Source organism: Bacteroides sp. CAG:189 (assembly GCF_000432295.1).
Lineage (GTDB): Bacteria > Bacteroidota > Bacteroidia > Bacteroidales > Bacteroidaceae > Bacteroides > Bacteroides salyersiae.
Genome location: NZ_HF991118.1, coordinates 69,342 through 87,197, shown reverse-complemented (window position 1 = coordinate 87,197; position 17,856 = coordinate 69,342). Strand labels below are relative to the sequence as shown.

At 41.9% G+C, this 17,856-nt stretch carries 14 protein-coding genes; 9 read left to right on the top strand and 5 right to left on the bottom strand.

What is annotated here, in order from left to right:
* Window positions 1-8 precede the first annotated feature (8 nt).
* Window positions 9-713 carry a monofunctional biosynthetic peptidoglycan transglycosylase gene (gene mtgA, locus QVP90_RS16675; protein ID WP_021937049.1) on the top strand — a complete coding sequence of 235 codons (705 nt, stop codon included), beginning with the start codon at window positions 9-11 and terminating at the stop codon, window positions 711-713.
* 13 nt (window positions 714-726) lie between these two features.
* Complete coding sequence (locus QVP90_RS16670) at window positions 727-1,977, top strand: DUF5103 domain-containing protein (protein WP_021937048.1); 1,251 nt, start codon at window positions 727-729, stop codon at window positions 1,975-1,977.
* A 161-nt stretch (window positions 1,978-2,138) separates the two neighbouring features.
* Here QVP90_RS16670 and QVP90_RS16665 read toward each other — a convergent pair whose 3' ends face one another.
* Both QVP90_RS16665 and QVP90_RS16660 read right to left on the bottom strand, forming a co-directional pair.
* Window positions 2,139-3,914 carry a hypothetical protein gene (locus QVP90_RS16665; RefSeq protein ID WP_021937047.1) on the bottom strand — a complete coding sequence of 592 codons (1,776 nt, stop codon included), beginning with the start codon at window positions 3,912-3,914 and terminating at the stop codon, window positions 2,139-2,141.
* A 278-nt stretch (window positions 3,915-4,192) separates the two neighbouring features.
* Window positions 4,193-4,696, bottom strand: coding sequence for an RNA polymerase sigma factor (locus QVP90_RS16660; protein WP_005932285.1), 504 nt, complete (start codon window positions 4,694-4,696; stop codon window positions 4,193-4,195).
* 244 nt (window positions 4,697-4,940) lie between these two features.
* Here QVP90_RS16660 and QVP90_RS16655 point away from each other — a divergent pair, with 244 nt between their 5' ends.
* Window positions 4,941-5,501, top strand: coding sequence for a LemA family protein (locus QVP90_RS16655; protein ID WP_005932288.1), 561 nt, complete (start codon window positions 4,941-4,943; stop codon window positions 5,499-5,501).
* A 24-nt stretch (window positions 5,502-5,525) separates the two neighbouring features.
* Complete coding sequence (locus tag QVP90_RS16650) at window positions 5,526-6,491, top strand: M48 family metallopeptidase (protein ID WP_007480786.1); 966 nt, start codon at window positions 5,526-5,528, stop codon at window positions 6,489-6,491.
* 111 nt (window positions 6,492-6,602) lie between these two features.
* On the opposite strand, the gene QVP90_RS16645 is transcribed toward QVP90_RS16650, so the two are convergent.
* Window positions 6,603-7,016, bottom strand: a complete 414-nt coding sequence (locus QVP90_RS16645) for a DUF3592 domain-containing protein (RefSeq protein ID WP_165353988.1) — start codon at window positions 7,014-7,016, stop codon at window positions 6,603-6,605.
* Window positions 7,017-7,390: 374 nt separating this feature from the next.
* On the opposite strand from QVP90_RS16645, the gene QVP90_RS16640 reads away from it, so the two are divergent.
* On the top strand, window positions 7,391-10,288 hold the full coding sequence (locus tag QVP90_RS16640; protein ID WP_007480784.1) for a M16 family metallopeptidase: 2,898 nt from the start codon (window positions 7,391-7,393) through the stop codon (window positions 10,286-10,288).
* Window positions 10,289-10,474: 186 nt separating this feature from the next.
* Complete coding sequence (locus QVP90_RS16635) at window positions 10,475-10,960, top strand: DUF4251 domain-containing protein (RefSeq protein WP_005932302.1); 486 nt, start codon at window positions 10,475-10,477, stop codon at window positions 10,958-10,960.
* A gap of 136 nt (window positions 10,961-11,096) precedes the next feature.
* Here the strand turns inward: QVP90_RS16635 and QVP90_RS16630 are convergent, their stop codons facing one another.
* Window positions 11,097-11,711 (bottom strand): trimeric intracellular cation channel family protein, encoded by a 615-nt coding sequence (locus QVP90_RS16630; RefSeq protein ID WP_021937046.1) that lies wholly within the window; start codon window positions 11,709-11,711, stop codon window positions 11,097-11,099.
* Window positions 11,712-11,817: 106 nt separating this feature from the next.
* Between QVP90_RS16630 and wecB the strand changes: the two genes are divergently transcribed.
* Complete coding sequence (wecB, locus tag QVP90_RS16625; RefSeq protein ID WP_021937045.1) at window positions 11,818-12,900, top strand: non-hydrolyzing UDP-N-acetylglucosamine 2-epimerase; 1,083 nt, start codon at window positions 11,818-11,820, stop codon at window positions 12,898-12,900.
* 17 nt (window positions 12,901-12,917) lie between these two features.
* On the opposite strand, the gene QVP90_RS16620 is transcribed toward wecB, so the two are convergent.
* Window positions 12,918-13,805 (bottom strand): glycosyltransferase family 2 protein, encoded by an 888-nt coding sequence (locus tag QVP90_RS16620; RefSeq protein ID WP_005932311.1) that lies wholly within the window; start codon window positions 13,803-13,805, stop codon window positions 12,918-12,920.
* 105 nt (window positions 13,806-13,910) lie between these two features.
* Here QVP90_RS16620 and QVP90_RS16615 point away from each other — a divergent pair, with 105 nt between their 5' ends.
* Both QVP90_RS16615 and QVP90_RS16610 read left to right on the top strand, forming a co-directional pair.
* Window positions 13,911-16,499: a DUF5686 and carboxypeptidase-like regulatory domain-containing protein gene (locus QVP90_RS16615; protein ID WP_044094034.1), complete on the top strand. Its 2,589-nt coding sequence runs from the start codon at window positions 13,911-13,913 to the stop codon at window positions 16,497-16,499.
* A gap of 379 nt (window positions 16,500-16,878) precedes the next feature.
* Window positions 16,879-17,856 (top strand): replication-associated recombination protein A (locus tag QVP90_RS16610; protein ID WP_288204876.1); only part of this gene is annotated, 978 nt, incomplete at its 3' end.

Below are 17,856 nucleotides of genomic sequence, written 5' to 3'. Positions count from 1 at the left end.
GATAAAAGATGCGGAAGCCGGTAAGTAAAATACTTCGTATCATACGCAGTCTGCTGCTCTTTTTCTTCCTGTCAACCCTTGTTGCGGTCGTTATTTACCGGTTTGTTCCGGTATATGTTACTCCGCTAATGGTGATCCGGAGTGTGCAGCAGATAGCATCGGGAGATAAACCCACGTGCAAACACACGTGGGTTTCTTTCAATCAGATCTCCCCACATCTGCCTATGGCTGTTATTGCTTCCGAAGACAATCGTTTTGCAGAACATAACGGATTCGATCTCAAGGAAATAGAAAAAGCGATAAAAGAAAATGAAAGTAGAAAGCGAAAACGAGGTGCAAGTACTATCAGTCAGCAAACAGCAAAAAATGTTTTCTTATGGCCCCAATCCTCATGGCTAAGGAAAGGACTGGAAGTTTATTTCACCTTTCTTATTGAAACATTCTGGCCGAAAGAACGGATTATGGAGGTATATCTGAATTCCATCGAAATGGGAAAGGGCATTTACGGGGCACAAGCTGCCGCCCAATATAAGTTCAATACCACAGCCGCCAAATTAACAAAGGGCCAATGTGCATTAATAGCTGCTACGCTACCTAACCCCATACGTTTCGATTCTGCCCATCCGTCGCCTTACATACTAAAAAGACAGAAACAGATCATGAGATTAATGAATCTTGTACCCAAGTTTCCTCCGCCAACTACTCATCACTAAACCTCTTTTGTTTATGATAAAATATTGTTCACTTCTTTTCTCTCTGTTATGCCTGTCAGGCGGAATCAGAGCACAACGCACAGAAATTTACGCACCTCATATTCAGACGGTGCAAGTGGTAGCCAACAATGACATCAACGCTCCTGCCGTCATTACATTGGACAGTAATGATTATATCGAGCTCTCTTTCGATGAACTATCACATGAGTATCACCGATACCAGTACGTCCTCTCCCACTGTAATGCAGATTGGTCTGCTTCCGACCTTTCGGACATCGATTATCTGGATGGGTTCAATAATAATCCGATAGAAGATTACGAAACCTCCATCAATACAACGATGCCTTATACCCACTATCGCCTGACATTGCCCAATAATGAGGTACGCATGAAATTGTCCGGCAATTATCTCATAACAGTTTATGATGATTCGGACACCAGTAAACCTGTTTTCAAAACCTGTTTCCGGGTATTGGACAAGCAAGTCAGTGTATCGGCTACGGTAAGCAGTGATACGGAAATAGATCGTAACAAAGGTCATCAGCAAGTGAGTTTCAATGTCCGGCACAGAGGGTACAATATACGAAATCCACAACAGGAAGTAAAAATTCAGGTAATACAGAACGGACGGACGGACAATATGGTAACCGGAGTACTGCCTACCTACGTCGGCCCGGACGAACTGCGCTATACACACAATAAAGCCCTGATATTTCCGGCAGGAAACGAATATCGCAGGTTCGAAACAGTCAGTACACGCTATGCTAATATCGGTGTGGAAAGTCTTCAATTCCATGATCCTTATTATCATGCGACGCTGTTTCCAAGCGATCCCCGTACCAGAAATTATAGTTATGACGAAGACCAGAACGGACGTTATCTGATTCGTTACGACGATGCTACGGATAATGAAATCGAAGCAGATTATTTCTTTGTACATTTCAGCCTTCCCTGGGAAGATCCTTTTATGGACGGCAAGTTATACCTGCAAGGAGAGTTTACGTATGACAACTTTAACCGGCAAACGGAAATGAAATATAATAAAGAAACATACGCTTATGAATCGGTACAATTGCTTAAACAGGGTGCTTACAATTATCAATATCTATATGTCCCCAATGGAAGTACAAAAGGGGAAACCGGTCCGGTAGAAGGAAATTACTATGAAACGGAAAACGAATATCTGATTTTAGTATATGCGCGTCCATTCGGCGAACGGTACGACAAATTGATAGGCATGCAACAAGTCAGATTCAGACCTTAGAAACGCTAACTCAATAAAGTATAGACCAAGAATTCTTCTAAGATAAAAAGCCGGAACAGGCTTTATCTTTCATCATTCAGGAGTTAAGGAGCAGCACGATAATCGTATCAGAATCTTTTCTCGATAGACCTTTTGCTTCCCTTAACTCCTGAATCCGATAATCAGGCAAATATATTGCTACGTTCGATATAAGCTATTACATCTCCCTTATTTAAAGTAGCTCCTTGCTGAGCACAAACTTCGACAACGCGGCCTGTAAATCCGGTTAATATTTTCTCATATTCCCCCCACGGAGTAGAAAGGTAACAAAAGACTTCATCATGTTGATATTTACGCCCGATAAACGGTGCGGTGGATGGTCCTTCTACGGAAACCTCCCAAAGTATCTGCCCATTGTCCGGTGCTATAATAGGATCGGCTTTGGCGCGTTTCAGTTTTTTTATTTCTTCCTCCGAATACCCGTTCTTAACCATGGCTGCATCCTTGGCACGTTGCAGGTCTTCTTCAAATCGCTTTTTGGCGACATCGGACTTATAATCACGGTATTGCCGGTCATGCATAGCCAACTCGAAAAGTTCCTCGTCATCCGGCCCGTATTCCCAACCATTTTCATCCATCTCCTTTTTATAGTCTTCCAAGGCATCCGGATAATTTTCCTGTGGATCGGTGTCGATAAATTCGTATCCTTTGGAGTGTGCTAATTCGACAATTTCCGGTGCAAGATTACCCGGTAAACGGCCGCTCTTACCCAAAATCATATCCCAAGTATGGTTATCGATCATCGTCCAGCGTTCGTCCCCTTTCACCAACTGCATTAAATTCATCAACGCCACATTCTTCACATACTGGCTGAATGGGGTCACTAACGGAGGATAACCGAGTTTAGGCCACACATACTCCACTTCATCAAAAAGCATCACCAATAGATCATCAATACTCAGCTCCGGCTCGTTTTTACTCTTCAATATCATATTGATACCTGCATGGACACCTTTCAAATCGGCCATCATCGATCCCATCATGCCACCGGGAAGCCCGCATTTCAATAAAAGAGAAGACATCTGCTTATTGGTGGAATCCATGAAATATCCCAAAAAGTCGTCAATGAACTCCTGTGTCATGGCACGCGCTTTCATATAAGCCTTCATATTAATTTCAGGCACATCATATCCTTTGTCCTTGAGCATGGCCTGTACGGATATTACATCCGGATGAACCTTTCCCCACGACATCGGCTCCATAGCCACATCAATAATATCGGCACCATTCTCGCAAACTTCAAGAATGGAAGCCATCGACAGCCCCGGTCCGCTATGTCCATGATATTGGATGATCACTTCGGGATGCCTGTCTTTAATAGCTTTCGTCAACCTGCCCAACATACCGGGACGACCGATACCGGCCATATCTTTCAGACAGATTTCCGGTGCACCGGCCTCTATCAGCTTATCGGCAATATCGGTGTAATATTCTACCGTATGCACCGGAGAATGAGTAATACAAAGAGTAGCTTGTGGAATCATGCCGCCTTCAATTGCGTACTTAATAGAAGGAATTATGTTGCGTACTTCGTTCAGCCCACAAAAAATCCTTGTAATATCCACACCTTGGGCATGCTTTACTTTATACATCAACCGACGTACATCCGCAGGTACGGGATACATACGCAGCCCATTCAAGCCACGATCGAGCATATGGGTCTGGATGCCGGCCTCATTAAAAGGTTTGGTAAATGCACGCACCGCCTTATTCGGATTTTCTCCATACAAAAGATTCACCTGCTCAAAAGCTCCTCCATTGGTTTCGACACGGGCAAAACAACCCATCTCTATAATCAACGGAGCAATTCGCATTAACTGATCGACACGGGGTTGATACTTTCCGGACGATTGCCACATATCCCGGTAAACAAGACTGAATTTAATTTCCTTTTTCATTGCCGTAATCCATAAAGTGATTTCACATAAAATTGGTTAACACATCTTCTTTCACAAAGATATAGACTTATTTGACATAAAGACAATTTTTAGCAAGAAAAATAAGCCTAATCGGATATGTTTTATATCATATTGTCACAAAAATAAAGGAGCAAAAAGGGGACTTTCCTTCTCACTCCTTACAATTAAGCAATAGCCGTTCCATTTAAAACATTAATTTGATAATTACACGACCGTTTGTCTTTCAGTTTAAAACTATATCTAATTATACCTATTGATTATACAAAATCTTTTAGTTCTTGCTGTAACCGTTGGCGTGTGAAAAATATACGGCTCTTTACAGTTCCGAGAGGCAAGCCAAGTTTCTCAGCTATTTCACGGTATTTAAATCCGGAAACATGCATTGAAAAAGGAATTTTATATTCTTTGGGAAGGGCATTGACTACACGATGCATCTCTTTAAGGTCATAGGCACCTTCGGTACTTTCAAAACCGGAATCCTGCGGCAGATTCAAATGGTAAAGATTATCTGTCTGGTCTACAAAAGTCTGGTCACGTACAACCTTACGGTAATTGTTAATAAAGATATTACGCATGATGGTATACATCCATCCCTTAAAATTTGTATCCGGGATATATTTTTCCTCGTTATCCAAGGCTTTTAGTGATGTTTCCTGCAACAAATCATTCGCTTCTTCACGGTTAGCAGTCAGTTTATAAGCAAAACGTAGTAACTCTTCTTGAACTCCAATCAAATCCTTTCTGAAACTTAAACTTTTCATATCTAATGGTTTTTACGGTTAATATTTCGTTTTTTTCTCGATGTTGCAAGTTTAAAGGTATTTTCAGACTTCAATAGGGGGAAATCCGTCTTTCTTTGGGGTAAAAACTATCAAAAAACAGTTTTTGGGTGCTTTTTGATAGTTCTCAGGTGCTATTTACGAAAATTATCAGCTGTTTTATTGCAGGAATAGTTACTTTCTTCTACCTTTGGAATATTAATAACTCTAATAAATACACAAAATTATGACTTTATTGATCATTTTAGGAATCATCGTTGTACTTGGAATCATGATCGCCTCTATGTATAACTCACTGGTGAAGTTAAGAAACAACCGTGAAAATGCATTTGCAGATATAGACGTACAGCTTAAACAACGACATGACCTCATCCCACAATTAGTAGATACGGTTAAAGGATATGCCTCTCATGAAAAGGAGACACTCGACCGGGTGATTCAAGCACGCAACGGTGCTATCAACGCTCGTACAATCGACGATAAGATCAATGCTGAAAATCAACTGACCTCAGCCCTTGCCGGTCTAAAGATTACACTCGAAGCATATCCGGACTTGAAAGCCAATCAGAATTTTCTTCAATTGCAAGAAGAAATCTCGGATATAGAAAATAAGTTGGCTGCCGTTCGCCGTTATTTCAACTCGGCAACGAAAGAGTTGAATAATGCAGTCCAGACATTTCCTTCCAATCTGATTGCCGGAATGTTCGGTTTCCATAAAGAAATCATGTTCGATTTAGGAACAGAACAGCGTGCCAATCTGGAACAAGCTCCCAAAATCAACTTCTAATTCCTCACGGAAAACAGATAAACTATGCAATACGTCGGAATTCAAACACAGCAGAGCAGAAACAATGCACGTTCTCTGTTTCTGTTGTTTCTCTTCCCTTGTCTGGTAGGAGTACTCTCCTATTTGTTCTGTTATTTATTGGTAATGCTCACTCAGGAACAATATGCAGACTACGACCGGATGGATATGATCAACGGAATATTTCTCCAATCCATACCTTATATAATAGGTGGCGTGACAATTTGGTTTCTTATCGCCTATTTTGCCAATACCAGTATTATAAAAGCGGCTACGGGTGCCCAAACCTTGGAGCGTAAAGACAACAAACGGGTCTATAATCTGGTAGAGAACCTCTGCATGTCACAGGGAATGAAAATGCCCAAAATAAACGTTATCAATGACTCTTCACTGAACGCCTATGCCAGCGGTATTAACGAACGGACTTACACCGTAACTCTCTCCCGCGGGATTATTGATAAACTGGACGACCAGGAACTGGAAGGTGTCATAGCACATGAACTGACGCATATCCGTAACCGGGATGTCCGGCTGTTGATTGTCTCCATCGTGTTTGTAGGTATCTTTTCGATGTTGGCGCAGATAGCCATACGATCTATTTATTACAGTTCACGGGCGCGCAGTAGCAATAGCAAAGGGAATGGAGCCATCGTATTAATTCTGATAGCCCTCATCGTTGCCGCTATCGGTTATTTCTTCTCGAGTCTTATGCGCTTTGCCATTTCCCGTAAACGTGAATATATGGCCGATGCCGGTGCTGCGGAAATGACAAAGAACCCGCTTGCTCTTGCCAGCGCCTTACGTAAAATATCTGCAGACCCGGATATAGAGGCTGTGAAACGGGAAGATGTGGCACAGCTCTTCATCGAGCATCCCGGTAAACAAGCTAAAAGTGGATTCAACGGACTTAGCGGATTATTTGCAACCCACCCTCCTATTCAAAAAAGGATTGAGGTATTGGAACAGTTTTAAATTCCGATATAACTAATATTCAGAAGTTATAAGAATATGATGTATGCTTATGCTATAAAAGTTACTCCTGCCAAACATAGTAGCATAAGGACTACTTTCAATATTCCTTTCTTAATTTTTATTTCTTTGAGCTTTTGTAATTACTATGCCTAAAAAAAGACAAAATGTACCAAATATCCACATACTCCCCCATATAAACCCCTCTTCAAAAGGTATTACAACCTCCTCTGTACGGTCAGGATAATACCATAATGAAATTTCACTTCCCTGGAATATAAAAGGATTGTACAATTGCATCCTTACATGACTGCTGTAACGTTTTGTTTTATATTCGATGCGGGCAGTATGCTTGTATCTTACTTTTCGGTTACGATATATTCTCTCCGTTTTCAAATCCGTTACAACTCCTACGGTATGCTCCATTCTGTTTGATTTATCATACAGTCTATAAAGGCTGTATGAACCTGCAATAAATGAAATACTGCCTATAAAAAGCAACAGAAATATAATAACCTTTGATTTCATATACATCACCATTCTTGAAGAGTGTAAAATTACAAAAAAGCCGTGATAATTCATTCAACTTAGGCTTGATCCTTTTTTGACGTAGAATATTTCTTTATCATACATATGAATCAGCAGTTGCTAAGTTAGTTTTGTAACTAACTAATAAACAACAGTATAGTATCCATTCTCCCTCTCCCACGGAGAGGGCTGGGGAGAGGCTGACTGTTTATCAGATTTGAACCCAATATCCGACTACAAATTCGCATTACACATCACTTTCAAACTTATATTTTCAAACAAAATACTATTTTTCCGAACTTTTCGTAGAGGTTATTGTGATTTTTTTATAGCTTTGCCTACATATACATAAAAACACTTTATTTAATTATTTTATGAAACTACTTAAATCTCTCATCCTTTTAGTTGCGATAGCAGTTTCCGTTCCGTCATTCGGACAAGGACTGAAAGCATTCAAGCTAAAAAACGGTCTTTCTGTATATATATGGGAAGACAATACCAAGTCTGATGTCTTCGGATTGGTAGGAGTACGTACGGGAGCAGTAAATGATCCGGCCGAATACACCGGACTTGCTCACTATCTGGAGCATGTAATGTTCAAAGGTACCGATAAAATCGGTACATTGGACTGGGCTGCCGAAGAACCTATTTATAAGAAAATCATCGCTAAATACGATGAAATGGCGAACGAAACCGATCCGGTAAAAAAAGAGGCCATCGGTAAGGAAATCAATGAACTGACTATCGAAGCAGGAAAAGTAAGCGTATCCAATGAATTCTCCAACTTGATGGAAAGCATGGGAGGTAAAAATCTGAATGCTGCAACCGGTATGGATTTAACTTTCTACCACAATTCATTCCCTACATTCCAGATCAATAAATGGCTGGAGATTTCATCACAGCGTTTCCTTAATCCGGTATTCCGTACTTTCCAATCCGAATTGGAGACTGTATACGAAGAATACAATCGCGGACAAGACAATCCAGGACGCGTACAATACGATTTTATCCAAAGCAAAGCCTATGAGGGGCATCCTTATGCACGTTCAGTGCTCGGTTTACCCGAACATTTGAAAAATCCCCGCTTGAGCCAATTAATCAAATTCTATAATGATTGGTATACGGCAGAGAATATGGTGCTGATTCTGGTAGGTAACATCAATGCCAACCAGATCAGTGGACGAATAGCTTCTACCTTTGGCCGTCTTCCTCAAAGAGCAACTCCCGAACGCAAAACCTATCCCGACCTGGATATCAAAGGCCGTACACAATATACTGCCAAAGTGGGCCGTTACCCATCCGTATGCTTAGTATACAAAGGAGTACCGGCAGGTCATCCGGATGAAAAGCCTTTGGAAATAGCTCTTTCACTATTAAGCAATAGCAGTGCAACAGGTGCGCTCGATAAATTATCTATCGATGGTGAAATCACAAACGGATATGCATCCTTGGATGCGAACCGCGAACAGGGCCGTTGCAAGATTTCGGTAACCCCGTTGTATGACGAAAACCAAAGACGCTTTGAATCCAACAAGAGTGCAGAGAAAAAAGCACTGAAAGCCATTCAGCAAATTGCCAACGGTGAAGTGGAAGACTGGATTATCGATGCCATTAAAAGCAATATGTGTCGTGAGTTCGACCGCGTCATGGAATCCAATGAGAATAAAGGGCTTATCCTCTTGCAAGCTTTCATTAACGAAGAAGATTTGGGACAGGTTCTCAACTACAAAGATGAGATCATGGCAATCAATATCGACGATATCAAGCGTGTGGCTAAGCAATATTTAAACAATGACTATCTGGCTCTTTATATAGAAAAAGGCAACTTGAGTAAAGATGCTAAAATAAAGAAACCGGGATACAAACCAATCGAACCTCCTGTTGGAAAACAATCTCTTTATGCACAGCAATTCAAGAGTTTACCGATCGGACAGGTGGAAGAAAAGTTTATGGATTTCAGTGAAGTTCAGACGAAACAAATCAACGACCGTTCCAAACTGTTTTACACATCCAACCCAGAAAATGAAGTATTCAGTCTGACTTTAAAATATGGTGCAGGCGAACGTGTTTTCCCGAAAGTCGGCATTGCCGCCAATCTGATGAACAACGCAGGAATCATGGGAATGTATGAACCTCAAGATTTGAAAAAGGAACTTAGTAAACTGAATGTCAGTTGTGATGTATTTGCGGGTGATGATTATCTGTACATATCTATGCGTGGATACGAAAACAACCTTCCGGAAGCCTGTCAACTGCTTGCCCGCCAGATTTTAATGCCGAAGCTGGACGAAAAACAATTAAGCCGTATTAAAGGTAGCATATTAGGATCACGCCAACAGCGTAAAGAAAATGTTCAGACGTTAGGTGCTGCATTGAATCAATATATCCGCTACGGAGAAAAATCTCCTTTCATAGATGAACTGACAGACAAACAAATCCTGGAATTACAGATCTCTGAATTGACCGGTGACATTAACCGTGCCTCAAATTATGAAGCGGAAATCTATTATACGGGTACATTGCCTTTCGATAATGTATACGAAATCCTGAGTAAAAATCTTCCATTGGTAGCTAATGAGAAACCGACAGATTCACCACAAGTGAAACCGATTGCCCCGGTTACTGAAAACACTGTATATTTCTTACCAAACTCGGATGCAGAACAAGCTCAGATTTATTTCTTTATGCCAACGGCAAATTATGATAAGAAAGATGATGTACTACGTGATGCATTCTATCAATATTTCTCCGGTGACTTTAACGGATTGGTTTTAAGCGAACTCCGTGAAAAACGCTCAATGGTTTATTCGGCATACGGAGTAGTTACCACTCCTGCTCTTCCGGGATATCCGACTACCTTTATCGGGCAGATCGGAACGCAAAATGATAAAGCCAATGAAGCATTAGCCCTCTACATGGATCTGTTGCGCAACATGCCGGAAAACCCGGATCGTATGGATAACATTAAGAGCTATCTGCGTCAGGAAGCATTGACAACACATCCCGACTTCCGTGATAAAGCTCAATACTTCGAACAATACAAGAGAGTAGGTTATACACAAGACCCTGCCATTGAAAATGTACCAAAAATCGATGCTTTGACTTTTGATGATATAATGAAATATTATAAAGAAAATATCAAAGACAAACCGATAGCTATCGGTATCATGGGTAACCCTAAGGATATCAATGTAGACGAACTGAAGAAATTCGGTAAAGTAATAAAATTATCAGAAAAGAAACTGTTCAATTCTAAAGATGCTTTATTCTAAAATCCGGTAGTTTTACCTGATATCGGTTATAATTGATCCCCGTTTGTATGGTGTGCAAACGGGGATTTTTATATTAGCTCCCCTCCTCTTCGCTATGTTATACTTCTGTTTAATTTCATTAAATAAAGTGCAGTTAATCTGTATTTTAGTATCTTTGGACTGTTAGTAATAAAAAAGAGTAGCGATATGAAAACGAATCAACGTATTATTATCATCTTAATGTTCATGATGATGGCCGGCCTATCCGACATTTATGCTCAAAACAAGAGAGAGATAAAAGAACAGAGAGAGCAAGCTATCAAAGAGCAGATCATAGCCGAGAAGTATAAGATCAGTGTAAACACAGCCTACCCCCGTCGAGGGAGAACCGTTCATTTATCATCCCCTTATTCTGTGGAAATAAGGAATGACTCCGTTATTTCCTATTTACCTTTTTACGGACGAGCTTATTCAATTCCTTATGGTGGAGGAGAGGGATTGATATTTCAGGCACCACTCGATGAATACGAGATGGAAATGAATAAAAAAGGAACAGCAAAAGTTAAATTTACAGCTCGTAGCCCGGAAGATAAGTTCACGTTCAATCTTACTATCTATTCCAACGGTTCGGCAAGTATCAATGTCAATATGCAAAACAGAGAATCTATAAGCTTTTCGGGAGAAATGGAGTAAATAATGTGCCAATATGTCAATGTGCCAATGTGCCAATTGGCTGCGCTACTTTCTATTGGTATATTGATAAATTGGTACATTGATCACATTGGCATATTATATCATTGGCATATTGGCACATTATTTCATTGGCACATTATTCCTCCTCTCCTTTCAATATCGGAAGGCAAATTTGATATTTCACAGCCAGAATACGGGTTATGAACACACTGCATCCGCTTATAATTTGTGTGATCATCGTATCTATTCCTAAAAGATGACACAACCAGTAGACAATGCCCCCCACCACACAAGCCATTGCATAAATTTCCTTGCGAAATATCAAGGGAATTTCATTGATAAACACATCACGAATTACTCCACCGGCGGCACCGGTGATACTGCCCATGATAATAGCTACCCAAAAAGGATATCCCAACGCTATACTTTTTCCCACACCGACTACGGTAAATAAGGCGAGCCCTACACTGTCAAATATAAAAAAAGTATTGTGCAGATGAATTAAGTGTTTACCGAAAAAAATAACCCACAACAAAGCCATTCCGGTACAAATAAGATAGACAGGATCCGTCATCCATCCCGGAGTGACGTCCAGCAATACATCACGGATCGTACCACCTCCAATGGCAGTGGCCAACCCCACCACATATGCTCCGAACCAATCAAAACGCTTGGCAGAAGCTAAACGGATACCACTGATTGCAAAAGCAAACGTACCTATAAAATCAAGAATCTGAACAAATGTCGGCATATCTAAAGTTTTTTGTCTACAAAGGAACAAATAATTCCGCAAGAAAGCGTACATTTGTTTCTTGAAAATAGACGGAAGAACGATATAATATAGATAAAAGAACGATATGAAAATAACTATTGTTGCCGGAGCACGCCCTAACTTTATGAAAATAGCGCCTATCACGCGTGCCATCGATGCTGCACGGGCGCAAGGCAGAAGTATCTCCTACCGGTTGGTATATACCGGAAAGCGTGAGGATACCAGCTTGGATGCTTCCTTGTTTGCCGATCTTCATATGAAAGAACCCGATGTATTTTTGGGAGTGACCGACAGCAATGCCACTCAACTGGCTTCCGGCATAATGGTTGCATTCGACAAAGAGCTGACCGAGAATCCGGCCCATATCGTTCTTGTGGTAGACGATCTCACAGCGACAATGAGTTGCGCCATCGTTGCCAAAAAACAAGGTATCAAGGTAGCGCACCTTGTTGCCGGTACCCGTTCGTTCGACATGAATATGCCTAAAGAAGTAAACCGGATGATAACGGATGGATTATCGGATTATCTCTTTACAGCCGGTATGGTAGCCAACCGTAACTTGAATCAGACGGGAACGGAAAAGGAAAATGTATATTATGTGGGAAATATCCTTATCGATAACATCCGTTACAACCGGAATCATTTTATCCGCCCGCTTTGGCTTTCCGTATTGGGAGTAAAGGAAGGAGACTATATACTGCTCACCCTCAACAGACGTGTACTTCTGAACAATAAAGAGAATCTGCGCCGGCTCATGGAAACGATCTTGGAAAAGGCGGCCGGTATGCCGGTTGTCGCTCCTGTCCATACCTACGTACGTGATGCTATCAAAGGGCTCAGCATTTCGGCTCCGAACCTGCACATCATGCCACCGCAAAGTTATCTTTCTTTTGGATATCTGATGAATAAAGCCAAAGGTATTATTACGGATTCGGGTAATGTGGCCGAAGAATCCACCTTTTTAGGAATCCCCTGCATTACACTTAACAACTACTCCGAACACCCGGAAACCTGGCGCATCGGAACCAATGAACTGGTTGGAGAAGACCCGGCGGCACTGGGCAAAGCAATGGATGTATTGATGCGGGACGAATGGAAACACGGCGAACTGCCCGAACGCTGGGACGGACGGACAGCCGACAGAATTGTACAGATTTTGTTGTCCTGATTCTTGCGTTCACATCATTAATCAGGTTTCTTTTGAGATAAGAAATTACACAAATAACCTAATTTATAAAAAGCAAAAAGCTTCAACGAAGGTTTTCGGCTGGTAAGATTGCTTACCAGTCTTTTTTCAATCTGCCGGAACAGAAAAGCAACCAAAGGAGCCATTCCTAAACGTTTTACACAAGCATACCACCGCAATAGCTTGACATGCGAATGCATCTGTTCGATATGTCCGTCCAAATTACGGACCGCCCGGCGGATTTTCATCAGAAATTGCTCACTATTCTCTTCCACCAGATGATAGACCGGATTGTCGATGTGTAGAATCTCTACTCCGGCCTGCTCCAGTTGCATGCCAAACAGAGTATCCTCGTATCCCAGATGAAACGTCTCATCAAAACGGACTTTCAGAAAAGCATCCCGGCATATCATAAAATTCATACTGATAAATCGATTATAAGGTTCCTTGTTTCTCTGCCCGGCAGATTGTTCTTCAACAGCCATTCCGTATTTATAACGCAATATGGCATTGGCAGGAATACTCTTACGCGGATAAATGAATCCGCCACAAACCACCCGGCCGGTACGCGCCACTTGCAGATATTCCTCCAAAAACGAATCCGATACGGGCATAACGTCCGAATCCAGAAACAACAGATAAGGATATCGGGCTTCTGAAGCCAGATAATTACGAATACGTGCAGGCCCTTGATTCTCTTCTTGTTGCAGATAGCGACATCCTTGCCACTCTGTCATTTTGCGATTTTGCTGACGAATGTTTTCGCATGACGCGTCATCTGCCAACAGAATTTCAAAAGGTATTCGCAAAGCGATTGCTTGTTTGTACATCTTTTCGATCAGAGACAAACAAACAGCATTGTAAGTAGGTATCAGTATAGAAATCATTATCAATCATAATTATAGGAGACAAAAGTAATACAAAAAAGGTTATTAAGAACAAACTATTCGAGAGTTATTTACTAACTTTGCCGACTCATGTTGAAGTATATGATGAAACAACGATATAAGAAGCACATTTTACTATTCTTGCTCGTATTTTCTGCCGCATCCTCTTTTGCGCAGTTAAAAGGAGTTATCACCGACTCGATTACGCACGAGCCTTTAATGTATATTTCGGTTTATTACGAAGGAAAAGGCGTGGGCGGAGTATCCAACGCCAACGGCGAGTATCAGATTGAAACACGAAAAGGATGGAACGAAGTCACATTCTCATCTGTCGGTTACCGCACGAAAGTAATAAAAATCACTCCGGGACAAAAAGTATTGAATGTACAGATGGCTCCGGACGATGTGATGTTGACGGAAGTGGTTGTAAAACCCAAGAAAGAGAAATATTCGAAAAAGAATAACCCGGCCGTGGACTTTATGCGGAAAGTCATCGAGCACAAAAAGGCACAAAGGCTGGATGAGAACGAATATTACCAGTATGACCAATACGAGAAGATGAAGATGTCTCTCAATGACATCACTCCCGAAAAAATGGAGAAAGGAATCTATAAGAAATATTCATTCCTTCTGGATCAGATCGAAGTATCCGAAGCCACTAACAGTCTTATTCTTCCTATCTCGATACAGGAGACTGCATCACAAACGGTATTCCGCAAAGATCCGGAAAGCAAAAAGACAATTATCAAAGGAATGAATTCCAATGGTATCAATGAATTCTTTTCTACAGGTGACATGCTCGGAACGGTATTACAGGATGTTTTTACCAATGTGAACATCTACGATGACGAAATCCGTCTGCTGCAAAGACGTTTTACCAGCCCCATTGCCAAAGAAGGAATCAACTTCTACAAATATTACCTAATGGACACTTTGACGGTGGACAAAGATACGTGTGTACATCTGACTTTTGTGCCGCAAAATTCACAGGACTTCGGTTTCACAGGACACCTGTACGTACTGAAAGATTCTACCTATGCCGTAAAGAAATGCATAATGAACTTACCTAAAAAGACAGGCGTGAACTTTGTAAACCAACTGAACATCGTACAGCAATACGAGCAATTACCCAACGGGAACTGGGTATTGATGGACGACGATATGCTGGTAGACCTTGCATTGGTAAAATCGACGGGGGGGATACAGGTACAACGGGTGACGAAATACAGCAACTATAAATTCGACCCCATTGAACCGCGTATGTTCCGCCTGAAAGGATCGGTTATAAAGGAGGCAGATATGCTATCTAAGAGTGACGAGTACTGGGCTGAAGTCCGCCAAGTACCGTTGAGCAAGACCGAAAGTACCATGGATGTATTCATGAACCGGATTGAACAGATTCCGGGATTCAAATATATCATTTTCGGTGCCAAAGCTGTGATTGAGAACTTCGTAGAAACTACCGGTCCCAAAAAGCCGAGTAAGTTCGACTTCGGTCCCATTAATACTACCATATCGAATAACTATGTAGACGGACTCCGCCTGCGACTTAGTGGTATGACGACTGCCCATCTCAATCCGCATTGGTTCGTAAACGGATATGGCGCCTATGGTTTCAAAGACCACCGTTGGAAATACAGTGGAACGCTGACTTATTCTTTCAATAAGCGCGACTATGTAGTATGGGAATTCCCCAAGCACTACATTTCCGCCACTTATAGTTACGATGTGATGTCGCCAATGGATAAATTCCTGTTTACGGATAAAGATAATGTATTCCTCTCTTTCAAAACGACTACCGTAGACCAGATGTCATACATGCGTGACATAACCGTCAACTACGAACTGGAAACTCAGACAGGTTTCGGTGTAAAAGGAATGCTCCGCCACCGTAATGACGAACCGACAGGAAATCTGAAATACTATGCCAATAACAGCAGTGCCGATAAAATGCCACTGCCCGACGAGCAGCCTATTCACGATATCACCACCACCGAAGTAAGCGCCACTTTGCGTTATGCTCCGGGTGAAGCGTTTGTCAACTCCAAGCAACGCCGTATTCCGGTATCACTGGATGCTCCGGTCTTCACGCTGACGCACACTTCCGGCTTCAAGGGAGTACTTGGAGGAGAGTATAACTTTAACCGTACGGAAGCCAGTATCTGGAAACGATTCTGGTTGCCCTCTTCTTGGGGAAAGGTAGATGTCAGCCTTAAGGGAGGTGCCGAGTGGAATACCGTGCCTTTCCCGTTACTGATATTGCCGGAAGCCAACTTGTCGTACATCACTCAGCGTGAGACATTTTGTCTGATCAATAATATGGAGTTTTTGAATGACCGTTTCGCCTCCCTTTCCCTATCGTATGACATGAACGGAAAACTGTTCAACCGCATACCATTGCTGAAAAAACTTAAATGGAGAGAAATGGTTCGTTTCCGCGCCCTTTGGGGAACGCTGACGGATAAGAACAACCCTTTCAAGAGTGATAATCCCGAATTATTCCTCTTCCCGATGCGCGACGGACAATATACAAGCCACGTGATGGACCCGAAAATCCCTTATATGGAGGCGAGTGTAGGAGTTTATAATATTTTCAAACTACTGCACGTAGAATATGTACATCGTCTGACTTATCGTAATAATCCCGACATTAACAAATGGGGAATACGATTTATGGTGATGATGACGTTTTAAAACAGGCAGAGCCTTTTTCTTAGTTGAAAGTTGAGAGTTGAAAGTTGAAAATTGCTATGCAGCGTGATAGTATTAATCATTGCAAATTGGGTGAGTAATTGCAGACTAAGTGAGTTAATTGCAGACTGGGTGACTGAGTAAGTGCTGACATTAGTTTTCAACTAAATGAGAGTTTTAACCGGTTGATGGTTATCTACGTTGCCACGCTGCATAGTAACTTTCAATTTTCAACTCTCAACTTTCAACTAAGGAAAGGACTTTCAACCGGATAAATAAGAGTTTTAACTAAATAAGAGTTTTAATCGATTGATGGTTATCTACGCTGCCACGCTGCATAGTAACTTTCAACTTTCAACTCTCAACTTTCAACTAAAAAAACGTGCAACCATTAGCAGAACGGCTTCGACCGAAGACATTAGATGAATATATAGGCCAGAAACATCTGGTAGGCCCTGGTGCTATCCTGCGGAAGATGATCGATGCGGGAAGGATATCTTCTTTTATTCTTTGGGGACCTCCCGGAGTAGGGAAAACAACGTTGGCTCAAATTATAGCCAATAAGTTAGAGACTCCTTTCTATACATTGAGTGCGGTGACTTCCGGAGTAAAGGATGTGCGCGAAGTAATCGACCGTGCGAAAAGTAATCGTTTCTTTTCGCAAGCAAGCCCGATACTTTTTATCGATGAGATCCATCGCTTTAGTAAGTCACAACAAGATTCGCTGTTGGGAGCAGTGGAGAACGGTACGGTGACACTGATAGGAGCTACTACCGAGAATCCGTCGTTTGAGGTAATCCGTCCTCTCCTTTCGCGCTGTCAGCTTTACGTCTTGAAATCTCTTGAAAAAGACGATTTGTTGGAATTGCTACAACGTGCCATTGCTACGGATGCGGTGTTGAAAGAACGCCGGATCGAATTGCGGGAGACGAATGCCATGCTTCGTTTTTCCGGAGGTGATGCACGCAAACTGCTGAATATACTTGAGCTGGTAGTCGAATCGGAAGCAGAAGAGACCGTAGTCATTACCGATGACATGGTGACCGAACGATTGCAGCAAAACCCGCTCGCCTACGATAAAGACGGGGAAATGCATTATGATATCATCTCCGCATTCATTAAATCCATTCGTGGAAGTGATCCCGATGGTGCCATCTACTGGCTGGCCCGCATGGTGGAAGGCGGTGAAGATCCTGCTTTCATAGCACGCCGCCTGGTTATCTCGGCTGCAGAGGACATCGGGCTTGCCAATCCGAATGCCCTGCTTCTTGCCAATGCCTGCTTTGACACACTGATGAAAATAGGTTGGCCGGAAGGAAGGATTCCTTTGGCGGAGACCACTATCTACCTGGCTACAAGT